The organism is Marisediminitalea oceani (assembly GCF_003731635.1).
GTDB classification, from domain to species: domain Bacteria; phylum Pseudomonadota; class Gammaproteobacteria; order Enterobacterales; family Alteromonadaceae; genus Alteromonas; species Alteromonas oceani.
Window position 1 is genome coordinate 6,159 of sequence record NZ_RCUA01000016.1, and the last position, 19,011, is coordinate 25,169.

19 protein-coding genes are annotated in these 19,011 nt (G+C 48.9%); 5 read left to right on the forward strand and 14 right to left on the reverse strand.

The window, feature by feature from the left end:
- Positions 1-209: 209 nt before the first annotated feature.
- The 5 genes from ruvB to aspS all read right to left on the reverse strand — a co-directional run bounded on the left by ruvB (position 210) and on the right by aspS (position 4,674).
- Complete coding sequence (gene ruvB, locus D9T21_RS05860; RefSeq protein ID WP_123324145.1) at positions 210-1,214, reverse strand: Holliday junction branch migration DNA helicase RuvB; 1,005 nt, start codon at positions 1,212-1,214, stop codon at positions 210-212.
- 62 nt (positions 1,215-1,276) lie between these two features.
- Positions 1,277-1,909, reverse strand: coding sequence for a Holliday junction branch migration protein RuvA (ruvA, locus tag D9T21_RS05865; protein ID WP_123324146.1), 633 nt, complete (start codon positions 1,907-1,909; stop codon positions 1,277-1,279).
- Positions 1,910-1,952: 43 nt separating this feature from the next.
- A complete protein-coding gene (gene ruvC / locus D9T21_RS05870) occupies positions 1,953-2,474 on the reverse strand; it encodes a crossover junction endodeoxyribonuclease RuvC (RefSeq protein WP_241155643.1) in 522 nt (173 codons plus the stop codon).
- Entirely contained in the window at positions 2,471-2,911 is a 441-nt protein-coding gene (nudB, locus tag D9T21_RS05875) for a dihydroneopterin triphosphate diphosphatase (protein WP_123324148.1), read from the reverse strand. Before nudB ends, ruvC begins: the two co-directional genes overlap by 4 nt.
- Positions 2,911-4,674 (reverse strand): aspartate--tRNA ligase, encoded by a 1,764-nt coding sequence (gene aspS, locus D9T21_RS05880; RefSeq protein WP_123324149.1) that lies wholly within the window; start codon positions 4,672-4,674, stop codon positions 2,911-2,913. Before aspS ends, nudB begins: the two co-directional genes overlap by 1 nt.
- 196 nt (positions 4,675-4,870) lie before the next feature.
- Between aspS and D9T21_RS05885 the strand changes: the two genes are divergently transcribed.
- Positions 4,871-5,758: a DUF72 domain-containing protein gene (locus D9T21_RS05885; RefSeq protein WP_123324150.1), complete on the forward strand. Its 888-nt coding sequence runs from the start codon at positions 4,871-4,873 to the stop codon at positions 5,756-5,758.
- A gap of 7 nt (positions 5,759-5,765) precedes the next feature.
- On the opposite strand, the gene D9T21_RS05890 is transcribed toward D9T21_RS05885, so the two are convergent.
- From D9T21_RS05890 to D9T21_RS05910, 5 genes are all read right to left on the reverse strand, one after another.
- Complete coding sequence (locus D9T21_RS05890; RefSeq protein WP_164464587.1) at positions 5,766-7,109, reverse strand: hypothetical protein; 1,344 nt, start codon at positions 7,107-7,109, stop codon at positions 5,766-5,768.
- Positions 7,110-7,357: 248 nt separating this feature from the next.
- Positions 7,358-8,698 (reverse strand): sigma 54-interacting transcriptional regulator, encoded by a 1,341-nt coding sequence (locus tag D9T21_RS05895; RefSeq protein WP_123324152.1) that lies wholly within the window; start codon positions 8,696-8,698, stop codon positions 7,358-7,360.
- Entirely contained in the window at positions 8,695-9,276 is a 582-nt protein-coding gene (locus tag D9T21_RS05900; RefSeq protein ID WP_123324153.1) for a hypothetical protein, read from the reverse strand. Before D9T21_RS05900 ends, D9T21_RS05895 begins: the two co-directional genes overlap by 4 nt.
- Positions 9,277-9,278: 2 nt before the next feature.
- Entirely contained in the window at positions 9,279-10,736 is a 1,458-nt protein-coding gene (locus tag D9T21_RS05905) for a sensor histidine kinase (protein ID WP_241155639.1), read from the reverse strand.
- Positions 10,737-10,791: 55 nt separating this feature from the next.
- The gene (locus tag D9T21_RS05910) at positions 10,792-11,040 is read right to left on the reverse strand and encodes an EF-hand domain-containing protein (RefSeq protein ID WP_105936062.1); all 249 of its coding nucleotides are present in this window, start codon (positions 11,038-11,040) and stop codon (positions 10,792-10,794) included.
- 383 nt (positions 11,041-11,423) lie between these two features.
- Between D9T21_RS05910 and D9T21_RS05915 the strand changes: the two genes are divergently transcribed.
- Both D9T21_RS05915 and D9T21_RS05920 read left to right on the forward strand, forming a co-directional pair.
- Positions 11,424-12,581 carry a TonB-dependent receptor gene (locus tag D9T21_RS05915; protein ID WP_164464588.1) on the forward strand — a complete coding sequence of 386 codons (1,158 nt, stop codon included), beginning with the start codon at positions 11,424-11,426 and terminating at the stop codon, positions 12,579-12,581.
- On the forward strand, positions 12,581-13,006 hold the full coding sequence (locus tag D9T21_RS05920; protein WP_123324156.1) for a hypothetical protein: 426 nt from the start codon (positions 12,581-12,583) through the stop codon (positions 13,004-13,006). Before D9T21_RS05915 ends, D9T21_RS05920 begins: the two co-directional genes overlap by 1 nt.
- Here D9T21_RS05920 and D9T21_RS05925 read toward each other — a convergent pair whose 3' ends face one another.
- From D9T21_RS05925 to D9T21_RS05940, 4 genes are all read right to left on the reverse strand, one after another.
- Positions 13,007-15,025 (reverse strand): putative bifunctional diguanylate cyclase/phosphodiesterase, encoded by a 2,019-nt coding sequence (locus D9T21_RS05925; RefSeq protein ID WP_241155640.1) that lies wholly within the window; start codon positions 15,023-15,025, stop codon positions 13,007-13,009.
- A gap of 75 nt (positions 15,026-15,100) precedes the next feature.
- On the reverse strand, positions 15,101-15,541 hold the full coding sequence (locus D9T21_RS05930) for a tellurite resistance TerB family protein (protein WP_123324158.1): 441 nt from the start codon (positions 15,539-15,541) through the stop codon (positions 15,101-15,103).
- 97 nt (positions 15,542-15,638) lie between these two features.
- The gene (locus D9T21_RS05935; protein ID WP_123324159.1) at positions 15,639-17,315 is read right to left on the reverse strand and encodes a fused response regulator/phosphatase; all 1,677 of its coding nucleotides are present in this window, start codon (positions 17,313-17,315) and stop codon (positions 15,639-15,641) included.
- Between the two features lie 20 nt (positions 17,316-17,335).
- A complete protein-coding gene (locus tag D9T21_RS05940; RefSeq protein ID WP_105936067.1) occupies positions 17,336-17,638 on the reverse strand; it encodes an STAS domain-containing protein in 303 nt (100 codons plus the stop codon).
- Between the two features lie 135 nt (positions 17,639-17,773).
- Between D9T21_RS05940 and D9T21_RS05945 the strand changes: the two genes are divergently transcribed.
- Together D9T21_RS05945 and D9T21_RS05950 are read left to right on the forward strand one after the other, a co-directional pair.
- The gene (locus D9T21_RS05945) at positions 17,774-18,100 is read left to right on the forward strand and encodes an SUI1 family translation initiation factor (protein WP_123324160.1); all 327 of its coding nucleotides are present in this window, start codon (positions 17,774-17,776) and stop codon (positions 18,098-18,100) included.
- Between the two features lie 57 nt (positions 18,101-18,157).
- Positions 18,158-18,958 carry a response regulator gene (locus D9T21_RS05950; RefSeq protein WP_123324161.1) on the forward strand — a complete coding sequence of 267 codons (801 nt, stop codon included), beginning with the start codon at positions 18,158-18,160 and terminating at the stop codon, positions 18,956-18,958.
- Positions 18,959-19,011 lie beyond the last annotated feature (53 nt).

Here is a 19,011-nt window from a genome sequence, read left to right on the forward strand (position 1 = left end):
AAACCTGTGCAACCAAGCCTAGCCAGAAAGCCTGACAGTCTTGCTGAGTGGGCAAACTACTATGCGAATTGGTATTAACTTTATCTATGCCACCCACGTTTGCGTTCATTCGCTATCCTCCACTGATACGATATTGTCATCGTTATAGTAGATACGCTGGCAAATTAAATATTGATTAAAATCAGACTCTGGTTTTATTGGGCAGCAATTTAGCCGCCCACCTGAAATCCCAGATGCAGATAAGCGCGTTGGGTGGCGATGCGCCCGCGCGGGGTGCGCTGCAGGAAACCCTGTTGAATAAGAAAGGGCTCAATAACGTCTTCTATGGTTTCTTTTTCTTCACCAATGGCCGCAGCGAGGTTTTCCAGGCCCACCGGACCGCCATCAAATTTTTCGATAATCGCATTCAGCAGCTTGCGGTCCATGTAGTCAAAGCCTTCTTTATCCACATCGAGCATATCCAGTGCGGCAGCAGCTACCTGACCATTCACCGTACCATCAGATTTAATCTCAGCGTAGTCCCGCACCCGGCGTAGCAGCCGATTGGCAATACGCGGCGTACCACGAGACCGCTTAGCCACTTCAAATGCACCGCTTTCGTCCATTTCCAGTTGCATGTAATGAGCACTGCGGGCAACGATGTCGGTGAGATCTTTTACCGAATAAAACTCCAGTCGCTGAACAATGCCAAACCGGTCTCTGAGCGGTGAAGTTAGTGAGCCAGCCCTGGTGGTCGCGCCTACCAGGGTAAAAGGGGGTAAGTCCAACTTGATGGAGCGGGCTGCCGGCCCTTCGCCAATCATAATGTCTAACTGATAGTCTTCCATGGCCGGATAGAGTATCTCTTCCACCACCGGGCTCAAGCGGTGAATTTCGTCAATGAACAGTACATCGTTGCGCTCAAGGTTAGTCAGCAGTGCCGCCAAATCCCCGGCCTTCTCGAGTACGGGCCCGGACGTAGTTTTAATATTGACACCCATCTCATTGGCCACGATGTTAGCCAGTGTAGTTTTGCCTAGTCCCGGCGGGCCAAAAATCAGCAGGTGATCGAGCGCGTCTTCACGACGACGGGCAGCTTCAATGAAGATTTCCATCTGATCGCAGACATGTTGTTGCCCGGTATAATCCTGCAACAGCTTAGGCCGAATCGCCCGGTCAATCACGGCATCTTCGTCGCTTTCACTGGCAGATATTAAACGGTCTGCTTCAATCATTTATTGTTCTCTCTATCACTGCTGATATTTATTGCTGAATTCACTTCGCTACTGCCTGGCGTTTACAGAGCGGCTTTTAGCGCCTGTCGGATCAGGGCTTCGCTATCCATATCGTCCTGATACACCGCATTCACCATTTTGCTTGCCTGCGGCGGTTTATAACCTAACGCCACCAATGCGCTCATGGCTTCTTCTTTTACGTCGCTGAGTGCCACAATAGCGTTTTCGCCGCCATTGTCGATACCGCCAGCAACAAGCAGTTCACTGCCGGAAGTTTCCAGATTCTGAGTAAACTTAGCAAGCCGGTCGCGTAGCTCTACAACTAATCGTTCTGCAGTTTTCTTACCGATACCAGGCAGCTTGGTCAGCGAAGTTACATCTTCGTGCTGAACCACCTGTAAAAACTGCTTGGCTGACATTCCTGACAAAATGGCCAGTCCCAGTTTTGGCCCCACGCCATTGGCCTTAATCAGTTCACGAAACAGGCCACGTTCCAGTTTATCGGCAAAACCGAATAGCAGCTGGGCATCCTCACGCACCACAAAGTGCGTATATAAGGTGCAGGTTTCTCCCACTGCTGGTAATTGGTAAAAACTGGTCATGGGCAGTTGCAGCTCATAACCCACACCGCCCACATCTACCAACACATCTGGTGGTACTTTTTCCAATAGCTGGCCGTGAATACGTCCAATCATGTTATTCTTTTACTCCGTTTTTGCTTTGCCTGCTGTGAGGCGTTTACCGCAACCGGCCACGCACAGTTTTACGGGCCTGCCCGGCTAACTTCACCAGGTTTTGCTCACTGTGGGCATGGCACAATGCTACTGCCAGCGCATCGGCCGCATCGGCCTGCGGCGTGCCGGATAACCCTAACAAGTGTTTAACCATGTGCTGCACCTGGGTTTTATCTGCACCACCAGTGCCTACCACGGCTTGCTTTATTTGCCGCGCGGAATATTCTGACACATTTAAACTGGCCTGCGTTGCGGCAATCATCGCCGCTCCCCTGGCATGGCCCAGCTTTAACGCTGAGTCCGGGTTACGGGCCAGAAACACCTGCTCAATGGCCAGGCAACCTGGTTTAAACTGCTCGATTAACTCACTCACACCAATAAAGATTTTGTCCAGACGCGGCGCCAGTGGTTTATCGGTTAAACGAATACAACCGCTGGCAACATAATGCAATTTGCCCTGATGCCGACGGATTAAACCATAACCGGTAACGCGAGAACCTGGATCTATACCCAGTATTACCATTATTTTGACTCAGGTACAAATGCCAGAATGGCAGCTTGATTAGAAGGTGACCAAACACGCTCTGCCGCAACGGACTTTTCTACCCATTCGTAAGCGGAATGTTCGGTTAAAATGATCGGTGCCTGACTGCTGATTTGTACCACGAACACGTATTCTGTGTTTACAAAGGCATCGGGGGGATAGCGGTAGCGCCACTCGGGGCGGATCTCATACTGATTAATATGCTGGCAATCAATAATGTCGCCTGACTCGGGAGACAGCACAACGCCGGTTTCCTCAGCGACTTCACGGTAGGCTGTGGCGAGCGGCAGCTCGCCTTCTTCGATGGTGCCGGTCACCGACTGCCAGAAATCTGCATCATCATTGCGCTGCATAATAAGCACCTGGTTGTGCTCATTGTAGAGCACAACCAGGACCGACTCGGGACGCTTATAAGCCATTATTCGGCGTCTTTCTTCACTGTTGCGATGGCTAAATCGGCCAGTTGCTGCGGATTAGCCGGGCTCGGCGCATCGGTTAGCGGACAAGCGGCAGTGGTTGTTTTCGGGAACGCCATCACATCACGGATAGACGTAGCGCCGGTCATCAGCATCACCAGACGATCGAGGCCAAACGCCAGTCCAGCGTGTGGTGGTGCACCGTAGCGCAGCGCCTCCAGCAGGAAGCCAAATTTCAGCTCGGCTTCTTCTTCATCGATACCCAGAATGCTGAACACTGCCGATTGCATGGTCTGGTCGTGGATACGTACCGAACCACCGCCTAATTCAACACCGTTTAACACCATGTCATAGGCATCAGACAAAGCGGTAGCAGGCGCTTCTGCCAGTTGCTCCGGGGTTAAGTTGCGCGGCGCAGTAAACGGATGATGCAGCGCGTGCAACTGACCATCGGCTTCTTCGAACATGGGGAAGTCAACCACCCATAGCGGACGCCACTCACCTTCCAGCAACTCAAAGTCTTCACCCAGCTTCAGGCGCAGTGCGCCCATGGCTTCGGTAACAACCGTTGCATTATCAGCGCCAAATAACAGAATATCGCCATCTTCAGCGCCGGTACGGGCAAGAATTTCATTAACGATTTCAGCGTTAAGGAACTTAAGGATTGGCGACTGTAAACCATCCAGGCCGTTAGCTTTTTCGTTCACTTTAACCCAGGCCAGGCCTTTCGCGCCGTAAATGCCAACAAACTTGGTGTACTCATCAATTTGCTTACGCGACAGCGACGCACCGCCCGGGACGCGGATAGCGGCAACGCGTCCTTTCGGATCGTTAGCCGGACCACTGAACACTTTAAAGTCAACGTTGGCCAGCAAGTCTGCCACATCGGTCAGTTCCAGCGGGTTACGTAAGTCCGGCTTGTCACTACCAAAGCGCTGCATCGCTTCGGCGTAGGTCATTTGCGGGAAGTCGCCTAAGTCCACATCGAGCATTTGCTTAAACAAATCGCGGATCAGACCTTCGGTAATAGCCATTACGCCATCGGCACCTAAAAAGGTGGTTTCGATATCGATTTGGGTAAATTCCGGCTGGCGATCGGCACGTAAATCTTCGTCACGGAAACACTTAACGATTTGGTAATAGCGGTCCATGCCCGACATCATCAGCAATTGCTTAAACAATTGTGGTGACTGCGGCAAAGCAAAGAATTCACCTTTGTGGGTACGGCTCGGTACCAGATAATCACGAGCCCCTTCCGGCGTAGCTTTGGTAAGGATTGGGGTTTCGATATCCAGAAAACCTTCGCCTTCAAGGTAACGGCGTACTGCTGCGGTCACCTTGGCGCGAAACTGCAGTTTGTTGCTCATTACCGGGCGACGCAGATCAAGATAACGATAGCGCAAACGCTGCTCTTCAGAGTTTTCCTGGTTCCAGTCCAGTGGTAACACGGCAGACTTATTAAAGATTTCCAGGCCAGTACCAAGAATTTCCACTTCACCGGTGGTCATTTGCTTATTTACCTGGCCTTCAGGACGAGCGCGCACCGTACCGGTTAACTTGATACAGAATTCGGCACGCAGTGTATTGGCCAGCGCCTGCACTTCAGGTAAATCAGGGTCAAAAACGACCTGTACTAAACCTTCGCGGTCGCGCAGGTCGATAAAAATCAGGCCACCCAAGTCGCGGCGTTTGTTTACCCAGCCACACAGCGTGACTTCTTGTCCAATATAAGATGCGTTAATTTTCCCACAGTAATCTGTGCGCATGGTCTTCGACCCCTAATTACTTTGTTAGCTATTTTGTCGTTGCGTGAAGGTGCTGGCTATACCGACCTGAATCTACCGATAATCACCTGATTATTCCTTTACCTGCTTTACCGGCATGAGGATAATGACCGCCAACGCGTCTGTTATGTTTTAAATTTAAGGCCGCATAGTATAAACAAATGCTACCCAAAGCCCAATGACAAATATCCACTCAACAAGCACATTAGGCCCTGTTTTTATCGGTCTTCCTCAATGGCAGCACAGCAGCTGGCCAAAACGCTGGTTTGCTAACCGATCCGGCACGCAACTGGCCGATTACGCCAGGCAGTTAAACAGTGTTGAGGGGAATACCACATTTTATCATCTCCCCTCACCTCAAACCGTGGATAACTGGGCAGCGGCAACACCAACAGACTTTCGCTTCACCTTTAAATTTCATAGTGACATCAGTCACAAAAGCAGCTTACAACATTGCGACACCCTGGTAACGGAGCAACTTAACCTGCTGGCCCGCTTAGAGCATCGGCTGGGCCAGGTAATGCTGCAGTTACCCGCCGGATTCGGTCCTGCTCAGCTACCGGTGCTGGAGTCATTCCTCAAACGTTTATCGCCAGCTTTCAGCTATGCCGTTGAGGTTCGTCATCTGGCATTCTTTGCGAAAGGAGAAGAAGAAAAAGCCCTCAACAGGCTGCTCATGGCGCATGGCGTTAACCGCGTGATAATGGATACCCGGGCTTTGTTCACCGGGTCAGAGGATAGTGCGCTGACAGCGGAAGTACGTACCAAAAAACCACGGGTGCCCGTTAATGTTATTGCTACCGCCGAACAACCGGTGATGCGCTTTGTGGGTAACAATAACGATCAGGACAATGCAGCTTGTTTGCAACCCTGGATAGTTAAATGTCATCAATGGCGGGAACAGGGTAAATCCTGCTATTTATTCTTTCATCGTCCCGACAATCAGGACGCCCCCTGGCTGGCTCAGCAGTTTATTGCTGCTTATAATCAGCGTTTTCCGGATTCTGCCCTGCCAGCACTCCACTTTGCTCCCAGCCAGGATGACCTGCAGAGCCAGCTATTCTGATCAACCTTTAAGTACGCGAGCGCGAACTGCGCCGGCGACGTGAAGATTGCTTCTGGTTTTTGAGACGAATATAGAAGTAGCTTAAAACGGCGATGATGCCCATCAGTAAGCCAACAATAACAATTAACAGGTTATTAAATGTGGCTTCTTTGCCTACCGCTTCTTTCTCACTTTCGAGCGTTTGACTAAGCGACAGAATTTCCCGTTGAGTGCTCCGCTGCATGGCCGCAAAATCCTGCGAGATTTGATCCATGGTGAGGCTTAACACTCGGCTGCGCTCGGCGTCCATCCAGGCAATCAGCTCTTCATAGGCAGATGTAATACCGGCGATATTGTTGTTTGCTGCGGCAAGGCCAACCTGATTGAGTAAATGCTGGCGGGTTGTCAGATAGGAAAGTAACACGCCTTCGTCGCTGTCATCGGTTACCGACTCCTGCAATGCCTTCGCTGCAGACAGGTTACCGGATTCAATCAGATAGGTAATCTTGTTCAGGGTATAAAGTTTAGGTGCAACCAGTTGCGGGTGTTGTTCCAGCCAGTCTTCGATTTTACGGTTCCAGCGCACCACCAGATCCATATTCTGTTGCTGCACATTAACATGCATAAGCCAGTAGCCAGCAATAAACTGCCCTTTAATACTGCCACTTTCCGCACTTTCTTCCAGTAGCGTCAGAGCAACCGTCTCCATGTCCTGCCACTGATTATCTGCTGCCATAATGGCCAGTAACTTATCGTGTAACGCTAAACCGGCTTCGCCACCAACATCTTTTGAAAAGTCGACTAACTTAGTCACTTTCTCCAGTGCCCTGTCAAACCACTGCATGGCTACCAGTAACTCAATTTGCTGATTCACCACTTCACGCCAGCTAACGTAGTTACTCTGTGCCCAGAACGCTTCCTGCGCCTGATTAAAGTACTCCAGCGCCGACATGACATTGCCGGTCTGAATATCTGCCAGACCAATATCAAATAAGATTTGTGCTTTATCTTCATCGGATAAACGACGTGATAGCAGGCCAAGCAACTGTTGCTTGCTAGACTCAACGTCATCGGGGGAAGCGATGGCCTGATAGCGGAGTTTAGCCCGCAGGGTAAAAGCCTGTGAACGATAATCCTGACGTCTGACAGCTGTGGTCAGCACTTCATCGGCCATGCTGCGAACCGGTTCAAAGTTTTCCTGTTCGGCCGTAATTAATAGCTTATAAGCCAGAATAGCGTTTTCGACTGCGTCAGCGTGCAATGCATTGGCGCTGGCGAGTAATTCATTAATTTGGTCGATTTGCTGATTGGCGGGCGTATTTTTCGCGCGGATGATGTCATTTAACCGGGTGACAATCTGTGATTCTTTCATTGCCTGAGCCTGGGCAGGCTGCCCACAAACAATAACAATAAAGCTTGCTACAATAATCCAGATTTTAATACGTGGTTCCATCACTAGCGGTCAAAAGTTAGTTATCGTCCAATATCGACACACTATCCCACGACTGACTCACTTTGCCAACCCAAAAATGGGCGCTGTTTACGATTTATTAACTACCGGATGGCGGACCCGGAAAGCCGGAGAAAGCAATGTCCCCCGGCGTGACCAGATAATTCAGCCTAGCGGAAGTCGCCGGCGTCGAGGTTATGTTTTTTCATCAGCTTGTGCATATCGGTGCGGTTACGACCGGCCAGTTCTGCTGCACGGGTAACGTTGCCATCAGTCATTTTCAGCAACTTAAACAGGTATTTCTGTTCAAAGGCATCGCGGGCTTCGGTCAGGGTTGGCCAGCTCTGGCGAGTAGCAGACAGGGCCTGCTCGACCAGATGCAGTGGCACCACAGGCGTTTGCGTTAGGGCCACACACTGCTCCACCACGTTAACCAACTGGCGCACATTACCCGGCCAGTCACTTCTAACCAGTAACTGCATGGCATCTTCTGAAAACTGGGTCACTTTTACACCGTGGCGCTCAGCGCTTTGTTTAAGCAGGCTGCGGGCCAGCAGCGGAATATCTTCACTGCGTTGTTTAAGTGCGGGTAATTTAAGATTAACCACATTCAGGCGATAGAACAGGTCTTCCCTAAAACTGCCCTCTTCCATTTCCTTGTGTAAATCTTTGTGCGTAGCAGAAATCACCCGAACATCTATATCCACCGACTTACTGCTACCCACCGGGCGGATCTGACGTTCTTGCAGTGCACGTAATAGCTTCACCTGCAAAGTCATGGGCATATCGCCGATTTCGTCGAGGAACAAGGTGCCGCCGTGAGCTTCTCTGAACAGGCCCTGGTTAGCGGTAACAGCGCCGGTGAATGCGCCTTTTACGTGACCGAATAACTCTGATTCCAGCAGGTTTTCCGGCAGCGCACCACAGTTAATCGCCACAAACGGGTAATCCGAACGGTCGCTGGCGCGATGAATGGCATTGGCCAACAGTTCTTTACCCGTACCGCTGGCGCCGGTAACCAGTACACTGACTTCCCGCTTGGCAATGCGGTAAGCCTGGTCGAGGACATGTAACATATCGGGTGAGCGGGTAATAATTTCCTTGCACCACTCACCCGGCTCGGCAGCTTTTGAATGTTGCAGCGCTTTGCCCAGCAAATCCCGTAATTTATCGTGGTCTACCGGCTTGGTTAAAAAGCCAAATACGCCGCGCTGAGTTGCTTCAACGGCATCAGAAATGGTGCCATGGGCGGTCATCAGTATTACCGGAATATCAGAACGAATGGCCATAATTTCTTCAAACAGACTGAGGCCGTCCAGCCCCGGCATTCGCAGGTCACTTAACACCAGATCAAAGGTGCCGGTGTTAATTTTTTTGAGGGCTGCCTGACCATCTTCAACCGCGGTTACCTGAAACCCCTCGCTTTGCAAACGAATGGTCATTAAGCGTAACAGGCTCTGGTCGTCATCGACCAAAAGAATATGCGATGGCTGCTCTGCGTTATCACTCACTGCTGTGTCTCCTCTTCCTGACTCATCAGGTTTGATTCGATATTGAGTAATGCCTCAAGCTGGGCTTTTAACTCATTAATTTGGTTTTCCTGGGCCTTAATGGTTTTATCCTGGCCGTTATTCATTTTGCTAAGCAATGTCACTGCCGACTCAAACTCCAGCATGTGTTCACTCGGTTTATGAATAATCGCCTTCATGCGCTGCTGATTGGCTGGCGATAACGCCGGCAGCAGTTGTTCAAACCAGTGCTGAGCGCGCAATCTGGCTTTGTAGGGTGTATTAACCGGCTGCGATAAAATCACTTTTTGCAACAACATATCCGGGGCATCCCCGAGCTGCTCAATTAGTGATTCCCGTTTTGGCCAGGTCATCTGATCGACCTGCGCCCAGTAATCAAGCCAGAAGCTTAAATCACAGCGGGCCGGATCTAACTGCGCGTCTGACTCAAACACACAATCTTCATTGGTCAACTCTACAGCCGGTTGATAGTTGTCAGACTGAGTCTGCGGTTCCTTGTCCGGTGTTAACGTACAACCGGTTAAAATGAGAGCTGCACTCAGGGCAGCAAAGTGCTTCATTGTTATTGGTCTTCCTGCTGAGGGATTACAACCCGAAAACAAACTTCGGCGTAATCGACATCGATCACATTTACTTCTCCGTGCATGATCCTGGCGCAATCGGCCACAATGGACAATCCCAGTCCGGTGCCGATTACATTATCGTTCCGGACACCATCACCCCGCACAAAGGGTTCAAATAAATTATTAATTTTCTCCGGCGGTATTTTGCTACCGTGGTTCGCTACATCGATTAGCGCGGTATCATTTTCAACAGTCACCCGGATATAAATGGTTCTGTCTAACGCGCCGTGAGCCACCGCATTAGACAACAAATTATCGAATATACGGCGCAACAGCTCAGCGTCTGCGGTGATCGTGCTGGCTTCAATATTCACCGCTAATTTATGGTTCTGCAAGGCCAATTGATAATCTTCGATACACTGACTAACCATTTGGTCCACATCCACGCGGGTAAAACTGGCCTGGGCTTGCTGCAACAGCAGATTGTAATCCAGCAATTTCTCAATCAACGTGTTTAACCGCGACGTACTGCTGGCCAGTAAACTCATTACCTCTTGCTGGGGTTCGGATAATGCCCCGACCGTGCCATCGGTAAGTAATGCGCACCCTTCCTTTATACTCGCTAACGGGGTTTTTAATTCGTGAGCGGCGTGTCTTAGCAGCGCAGTGCGAATATGCTCCAGCTGCGCCAGGCGCTCACCCAGCCAGTGAAGATCTTTCTCTACACCCACCAGTTCTTTTGGAGCCCTGGTCGACAGCGGGGGTAATCGGCCCTGTTGTCTGGCAAGCATGCGGATAATTAATTTTAACTTACGCACCGGGTTGATAACCAGCTGACTGCCTAACAAAATCAGCGCCAGCGATACCGACACTAACAATGCGCTCAGCCAGGACTGTTGTGCCTGCATGTCCGCCACGTCCTGACGTTGTAAAGTTAAGCGCGCCTCAATGGCATCATCAACACTTTCATGGACATCCACCAGCGCTGTGCGTAATCGCCCAAGCCCGGGCGTTAAATCGGCCTCGCTGGTAAATGCCGTAAAGGATTTAAGTTCTGCCAAAACGGTATTAACCGATTCACAGCCATCTACGCTCACTTCAGCATCACATAGTGCCGCATAGCGTTCATCAAAGCGCGTCAGGGCATTTTGTACCAACCGTTCCGCGACGTCGTTTTTAAGTACCTGGTACTGGCGCAGAGCACGCTCAAGCACCACACTGGCACTTTCGAGTTGTTGCACTTTAGAGACGATCCCCGCGATTTGCTGAGTTTCATCAATTGTCATCCGGCTGACTCTGGTTAAGTCAGTGTGACTTTGCCACAACAAGGCGGCCAATGGGATGAGGGCAACTAAAAAGCTGCCAATAATGAGCTGACGTAACGACCCTAAACGCAAGAGCGAACCACTATCAATTAAACGTGACGCAAGCATCGCATAGCGTTGAGAGTTCGACAACGTGTTAACGCCTATTTGGCAAATTCACCGGACTAAATGGCTGCAAAACGCGGATTCACACTGACAGCGACAGTACTTCACGACCATAATCTGAGCTAATTAATTCGGCTTCACTGATTTTGCCATCTTCGTTGATGTCAATGTCACCAAACTCGCGCAACAAATCGGTGTTTTTTACCGCTTCACGCAGGGTAATAAATCCATCGTCGTCTGAGTCCATTTTTTCCATGAATTCCTGACTGGTTGGAATCGCTGCTGCTGAAAAGGTGGTTACCGCTGCTAAGGCCAGAATAATAGTACGCATGGCTGTCTCCGCTTATTGTCTTTATTCGGTTATGTCATCTGACTAGAGCAGAACTCGTACCAAAACGTTATTTTTATTAATTTTCAATTACTTACCTCAACGCTGGCGACATTACAGCGCTCTGATAACACTTTTTTGTTGCCATTAAGCAACAGTATTTTGTAAGAAAAGCCCGCTCACTTTGCAGCGTTTTTGTAATGACGGTAAAGCCACTAAGCTTATTTCAAGGCTCGCAGCCATGCACATGCAGCAAATAAAGCCGCGTGTAAACTTGTGAAAACCCAAGGCTTGGATTACTTTTAATGCATTAGTATGTTTGGTAAATGATAATGTGGTTTAAAAAGCATTTATCTCCTGTTGTCTGCCTGCTTAGCACCCTTTTTATGGTCGTTCCCGCTGCAAGTCAGGCAGACGTGGAGCTCGCTTCCGGTTTTAAAGTGTCCGGCTTCGGCCGTGTTATTGGCGGTTATCTGGATACCGGTGATGCCGCTTATCTTGATTATACCGATGAGACTAAATTTGACAGTCAGTCACTGGCTGCGTTGCAGATTGACTGGCAGGCGACAGATAAACTCAGCGTTACCTCGCAATTACTGGCTCATAGTAACTCTGCCCTGGAGTCCGGTGTTGAGTGGTTATACCTGACCTACCAACTTAACGACAACTGGCAGATCCGTGCCGGAAAACAACGTACTCCTTTTTTTCACTATTCCGACGTGCGCAATGTGGGTTTTGCTTACCATTGGATAAACCCACCACAACAGCTCTATAACGGAGTACTGTTTCCTACCTATGAGGGGGTGAATGTTAATTACCGGTTTGGTAACGAAGACATTCAGGCATCCATTGAAGCGTACTGGGGCAGTTACAATGATGAATACGAAATTGCCGATGTAAAAGTTAAGCCTGACGTAACTAACCTGCATGGTATTATTGGGCGAATAAATCGTCAGAATCTCCAGTTTACGCTGGCTTTTCACCGTGGGGATATCGATGTCACTCTGCAAGAGCTTACCGACTTTATATCGATACTTCGTGCAGTCGGCTACAGCGTGTCAGCTGATTCACTATCGCCTGTAGGGAAGGTAGAAGTCTTAACCACCGGGCTGTCTTATCACAGTTTTGACTATTTTATGGAAGCAGAGGTGATGAAACTAGTGGGTGAACCATCAGCATTTCCGGACATGCTTAGCGCCTACCTGACAGCCGGCATTTACAGCCCCCCCATGACTTACCATTTAACTCTGGCGACATCGTCGGTTTCATATCCGGAGCCTACTAACGAGATCCCCCTGGGTCTCTCACCTGAGTTAGACGTATTATCGACAACATATGAATCGATATTTGACCAGTTTAATCGTGATTCCCTGAACAGTCTTGCCATTGGCATGCGCTACGACTTTAATGCCCACTTTGCCATCAAAGGCGACATTTCTTTCTTACGTGGACAAGGTCAGCAACGGGCCTTTTTTGAAGTTAAAAATGCCAACTTCGACAATTCTGCCACGCTTTACCAGGTGGCTTTGGAGTGGGTATTCTGATGAAGCGCTTACTCCTTATTACCTGTCTGTTAGTAAACAGTATTATGGCTCACGCTAATAGTAATGACCACGTGATGGTTGTTACTCATCGCGACTCATCCATTAATACTATCAGTAAGTCGCAATTGAGAAACCTGTTTATGGGCAACCTGGCTTTGCCAGACGTAACGCCCATAGCACTGTCGCCGGGCGAAATGGCCCGCTCTATTTTTAATATCAGGGTTATCGGACTCACCGAGTCACGGATCCAGGCATACTGGGCTCAAATGCGCTTCAGCGGTCGGCAACAACGGCCAGAAACCGCAGACAGCATCAATGAGCTGATTTTAATGATAGAGTCATCAACAAACACCATAGGGTATCTGCCGGAGGGCACGCCATTACCGGAAGATATAAAGGTGATTTATCGTAGCTCTGTGCAGTAGCTAACCAGCCTGACGCTGATAGTCCGGTTGGTTTTTAATGTCGGCCAGTGGCCGGGGTTTGCTGAACAGGTACCCTTGTACTGTGTCGCAGCCTAATGCCTTGAGATATTCCCACTGCGAAATGGTTTCCACACCTTCGGCGCAAATCTTCAGTGACAGTCGCCGCGCGAGATCGATAATCGAGATGGTCACCAACCGGCTGCGTTCAGAGGTATCCAGCTCCATCACAAACTGACGGTCAATTTTGAGGGTATCTATCGTAATCTGGGTCAGATAACTTAGCGACGAATAGCCGGTACCAAAGTCATCAAGCGCGATGGTACAACCAAGATTGTGTAAGCGCTTAAATAAGGATTCGCTGGTCTCAAAGTTATCCAGGTAGGCAGACTCAGTCACCTCAAACTCGACGTTCTCCGGGTTAACTGAATGAGCCTGAAAGGCATTATATATCCAGTCAAATAACTCGCTGTGGCGCAAATCGTGCACTGAAAGGTTTATTGCCAGACGAATTTTCGGTGAATAAATGCTCATCAGCTCGGCCAGCTCTTTACTGGCCTGATTAAGTACCCATTGGGTGATAGCGGTAATTTTACCCGCCTGTTCGGCAACCAGGATAAACTCAGAGGGCATAACCGGCCCCAGCTCAGGGTGGTGCCAGCGAATAAGCGCTTCAAGCGAATCTATCTCGCCATTGAGGTTAATTTTAGGCTGATAATATAAGCTGAACTGGTTTTCTTCTATCGCCGCCTCAATGCTGTTGGCAATCAGGATCTTCCGCTTATGAGACTCCGACATCTCAGGGCTGAATATTGTGTAAACACCCCGCCCCCGCGCTTTTGAGCGATACATCGCAAGATCGGCATTACTCACCAGTTGACTGAGGTCATAACCGGCTTCGCGGGCTTTTGCCACGCCAATGCTCACGCCAACTCTCAGCGACAGGCCTTTTAGTTTGAAAGGTTCTACAAATGCCGACAACACCCGCTCCGATACGGTGGCCATATTCAGCTCGGTAACATCGCGATCCGGGATGATTAAAAACTCGTCGCCCCCCAGCCGGGCGAGAATATCACCGTCACGAAGAATGGCTTTCACCCGTTCAGCTACTTCGATAAGGATCATATCGCCGGTTTCATGTCCTAAGGAGTCGTTGATACCCTTAAAGCCATCAAGGTCGAAAAACATCAGGATCAGGTCGCTGTCTGCTCGCTTCGCCCGGGACAGTTCAATCCGAATCGTGTCCATTACAAACTGCCGGTTTGGCAAACCGGTCAGGCTGTCAAAGTTGGCCAGCCGGGTCATGGTGACCTGCTGCTCCATCAGTGTTTGAGTTTGCTGTTGGTTTATTGATAATTCATCTTCTATGGTCGCCATCAGGCGGTTGATATGTTCACCAAGGCGTTTGATTTCAGAGGTACCCTGCACATCATGACGGGAGGTGTAATCCTTGGAATCGATAACCATCTGAGTAAACCGGGATAACAGCTCCAGCGGCTTAAATGAGCGCCGGAGCATGATCAAAGAAAGGAAGATGGTCGCAGTAAGAAGCAGTACCACCCAGGGTGTTGTTCTGAAAATTAACGAACGGCGGCTTTCTGACAGGCTGGTGTTCAGATCATTTACGATCAACAAATAACCAACCGGGAATGCCTGTTCACCAATCCGTTCAAGACTAATCAGCTTGCCCTGTTCAATGTTAATTCCCAGTTCATAAACAGACGGGTCAATCGGCGGGTCCTGTAACCCCTGCTCAGTACGACGTGCGCCACGCCCTACGTAATGTTCAACCTGGTTATACTCGTTGTCATAAATGGTGGCATTAATCACATTGTTGTAGGGCTCCAGCCTCAACAAGACGATACTCAGCGCAAAACTGTCCCGCTCTGTCTGCTCCATGTAGGGCACCAGATCGTTTGCCATATTACGGGTTAACGCGAACAGGTTGTTCTTCTGCGATTCGAGAAATAGCTCTTCATGTTCAGCAACAGCGAGCCAAAGCACCCATGTTGAAGATGACATCACAACGATGCTCAATATCACGGCCATCGCCGTTCGGATACTACTGAACATTATAAAGGTTATCTCATCATTATCTTATTTCGTAGATTGCGCTTCCAGCTTGGCCTTAATGAAACGGCTATGTGGAATATAAAGCAGGTCGGCAATCTTACGTATTATATGTTCTTCATCCGGGCTCAGCGTTGCATCTGCGTAAGCAATCTGCCATAACCCTCTCATCACCCGCTCCTTGTGCTCTGCACTCATTCCCTCATTTAATGCTTTGGTAAACTGTACTAAATCTACGGCCTCTTCAGAACGTTTTTCACCCACACTGACAATATTTGTTATCTCTTCTTCAGTCAGATCAAAGTTTTCGCGAATTAATTGCTTAAGTGTAGCCAATTCACGCTCATCCGACAGGCTATCTGCTCTGACCACCTCACTCAGTAATGCCGCTGTAGCTATCTCCACCTGATGGGGGCTCTGGCTGTCTTCTGGTGAATCTTTAAACAAATTCAGGATGGATTTCAACATGCTTTACTCCACTTTGCTATTGTCCATTAGTTCATTAATTTGACCGCGAACTGAGCCAGGAAATCTCTCGTTAATCCTGCGTTTTGTAGCACTTAACCTAACTGGGGATATCGGCATCATCAATAACGGGAGTGATGGGTAGTATCACTTTGATTTGCTTGCCAGAATTGGATATTTGTAAGGACTGACATAATTCTCTTATAAGGACGAAACCGCGACCAAAGGTTTCATCTTCGCAATTATTAAGCGATGCAGTGTCAAAACCAGGGCCACTATCCTGCATACTAATTTCCAACACGTTATCTGGCATCAGCCGCTGCGCTGTGATCCAGATATCGCCCTGCTCCAGCTGCTCAATCCTTTCCCTGCGCTGTTCATAATATTCAATGAACCCTTCCGGTTCGGCTTTCAGGTCTGATGATAAGCCCAGAATGCCATGTTCAATAGCATTATTGGTAAGCTCGGTGATAACGGTAAACAGCTCAGAACGTATCGCGGCCAGACCCGGGATACTGTTTACGATAGCAACGACCTGGTCGATCACCTGCGCGTCTTTAATGTGTTGCGCGGTTAAATGAAAAGACAGATTAAACGGGATCGGCTCAGCCAGCAGCTCAGGAAGTTTAAACTGGAATGGCCGGCTCTTGAACAAGACAATTGTAATATCATCTTCTGCCGCCGCACCGGCGCGATAGAGTTCTGCCTTATCGACCAATAACTGGGCATTTACCTGGCTGTTGCGGGTAAACCACTGTTCCACCCCTTCTTCACCAAGCATCCCTAACTCTTTATGATGACTCTCCATCAGGCCATCAGTGTAGAGCAATAATGTATCGCCCCACTCGGTTTCAAAATACTGTGTCTGGTTATCAAATTCGTGCTCTTCGAGAATACCCAGCGGCATATGCTGAGGCTCAATTAACAGCCGAATTTCCTGTTCAGGAGTTTTCACCGCCAGCCTGGGCAAGCCACCACTCCACAAGGTAAAGTTTTTGCCATTAGCATGAATCTCGAGGATGCTGGCTACGCAAAACATATCCGCGGGTAATAAGTTAATCAGCAAACGATTAAGCCTGGAGGCCATCTCGCCCACAGCCAGGCCTTTTAATGTCATGGCCGTAAACAGCTGGGCCACCGGTATAGCACCAATCGCCGACGCCAGACCATGGCCGGTAAAATCGCCGATAAACAAATAAACGCCGCCCGACGGGCTTTGCTCACACAAAAACAGGTCGCCGTTAAATTGCGCTTCGGGCTGAGTATAAAAATCGAAGTAATCCGTAGTTATCGCATCGCGACCAATGGCATTATCAAATATATGCTCAACAATATGGTGATTTCTTTCCACTTCCAGTTGGAAATAGGTGAGCGACTGGTTTTTATCCTGAATTTCCAGACTCAGCCGCCGGGTTCGCTCATGGGCTTTTACCTTGGCATGCAGGATGATTTTCTCAAAGGGTTTGGAAATAAAATCATCGCCGCCGCTTTCCAGGCATTTTACCAGGCTTTGTTCATCATCCAGACTGGTAATAAACAAGATAGGTAAATAACAATCCGGTGACGAAGCTTTGATTTGCGGGGCTGCTTCAATGCCCGACATCCCCGGCATGATAACATCGAGCAAAACAATATCCGGCCTATGCTGCCGGGCAACTTCAACTGCTTCGCGGCCATTGCCGGCTTCGATAAAATCACTGTAGCCTGCTTCACTGAGTATTTCCCGCAGCATAATGCGGTTGATCTCTTCATCATCAACTATCAGGATTTTTACCATGCAGAGGCCACTACTCGTTTTTACTGAATATCAAACTTTTTATTAAATCGCGAAATCTGCAGGATCCGCGCAATTTGCGGCCGGGTATTCAGGATTCGGTAGGTTAACTGGCGTTCTGCCAGCACTTTTTGCATATTCAGCAACATGCCCAGAGCCGAACTGTCCATATACTGCGTGGCCGATAAATCAATGTCGATTTGGTTTACCCGGGGGTCGAGATCCTCGTAAGTATTACGAAACTCGGTGACCAGCGAGAAGTCGAACCGCTCACCAATTTTAATGTTGAAGGTCGAATCATTGACAACTTCAGCTTTTATACTCATTTGTGCTCCCACTCACAACTGGCGTTTGCTACTATTAATACTAGCAACGCGTTAATTTATCCACTGCAGAATAAGTTGTTACAACCACTTCGGCTTATTTGATTGTAGTCCAGTTTTAAAGAGTTACAGCAAAGTATGCAAAATTCGAGACTCGTTTACAGCACTGATGGCGGTAAAGTCGATCAGTCCCGGCAAGCTGCGGATACCCGCTCGGTTAATAAAGATGGAATCGCCCGTATTCAGCGCGAGACCAAAGGTCGCAAAGGTAAAGGGGTATCTATTATTACCGGGCTCGACCAAAATGCTGATGAATTAAAAGCGCTATGTACTGTACTGAAGAAAAAATGTGGCTGTGGTGGCGCGGTTAAGGCCGGCACCATTGAGCTGCAAACTGACGCCCGGGATAAAATTCAGCAATTACTCGAACAGCAGGGTATCAAATCCAAAGTGGCAGGAGGCTAGTACAAGCCTCATAGCCCAACAGAATAACAACCAGAATAAACAATAAAGAGAATTTGAATGGAAAAGTTATCAATCTCAGACCTGAATATCGTGTTGGTAGAGCCTTCCGATACACAGCGCAAGATTATTTCCGGCATGCTCACCAAAGAAAACGTGAAGCAAATCGACACTGCAGCCAATATTGCTGAGGCCAGAAAACTGGTAGAGCTGCACGGTGCCGACCTGATTGTCAGCGCCATGTATTTTGAAGACGGCACGGCGCTGGATTTACTCAAATTTACCAAAGAACATGCTTCCTACAAGCACATTCCGTTTATGCTGGTATCCAGTGAGTCGCGCACCAGCAAGCTTGAAGAATTTAAGCAAGCCGGCGTAGCCGCTATCCTGCCGAAACCTTTTGAAACCATCCATTTGCACCGGGCACTGAATGCCAGCCTGGATTTGCTCAACACCGACGAACTCGAACTCGACCTGTTTGACATCCATGAAGTTCGCGTCCTGTTGGTAGATGACAGTAAGCTGGCCAGAAATCATATTCGCCGGGTACTGGAAGGCATGGGCCTGCAAAAAATTAAAGAGGCAGAAAATGGCGCCATGGCCCTTACGCTGATTAAAGATGAGCAATTTGATTTGGTGGTTACCGATTACAACATGCCAGAGATGGACGGCCGTGAATTATCGGAGTTTATTCGTTTTAATCCGGAAACATCCCATATCCCTATTATTATGGTGACTTCCGAAGCCGCTAACAGTGTTCATATGGCCAACATTCAGCAAACCGGCGTGAATGCTTTGTGTGACAAACCCTTTGAACCGGCGGAAGTGAGAACCATGTTGGCCGCTTTGTTAAGCGACTAACTCTGTCAAGAACTGCCCATGAATAATATTACCTCACGCGTAAAAATGGGTTG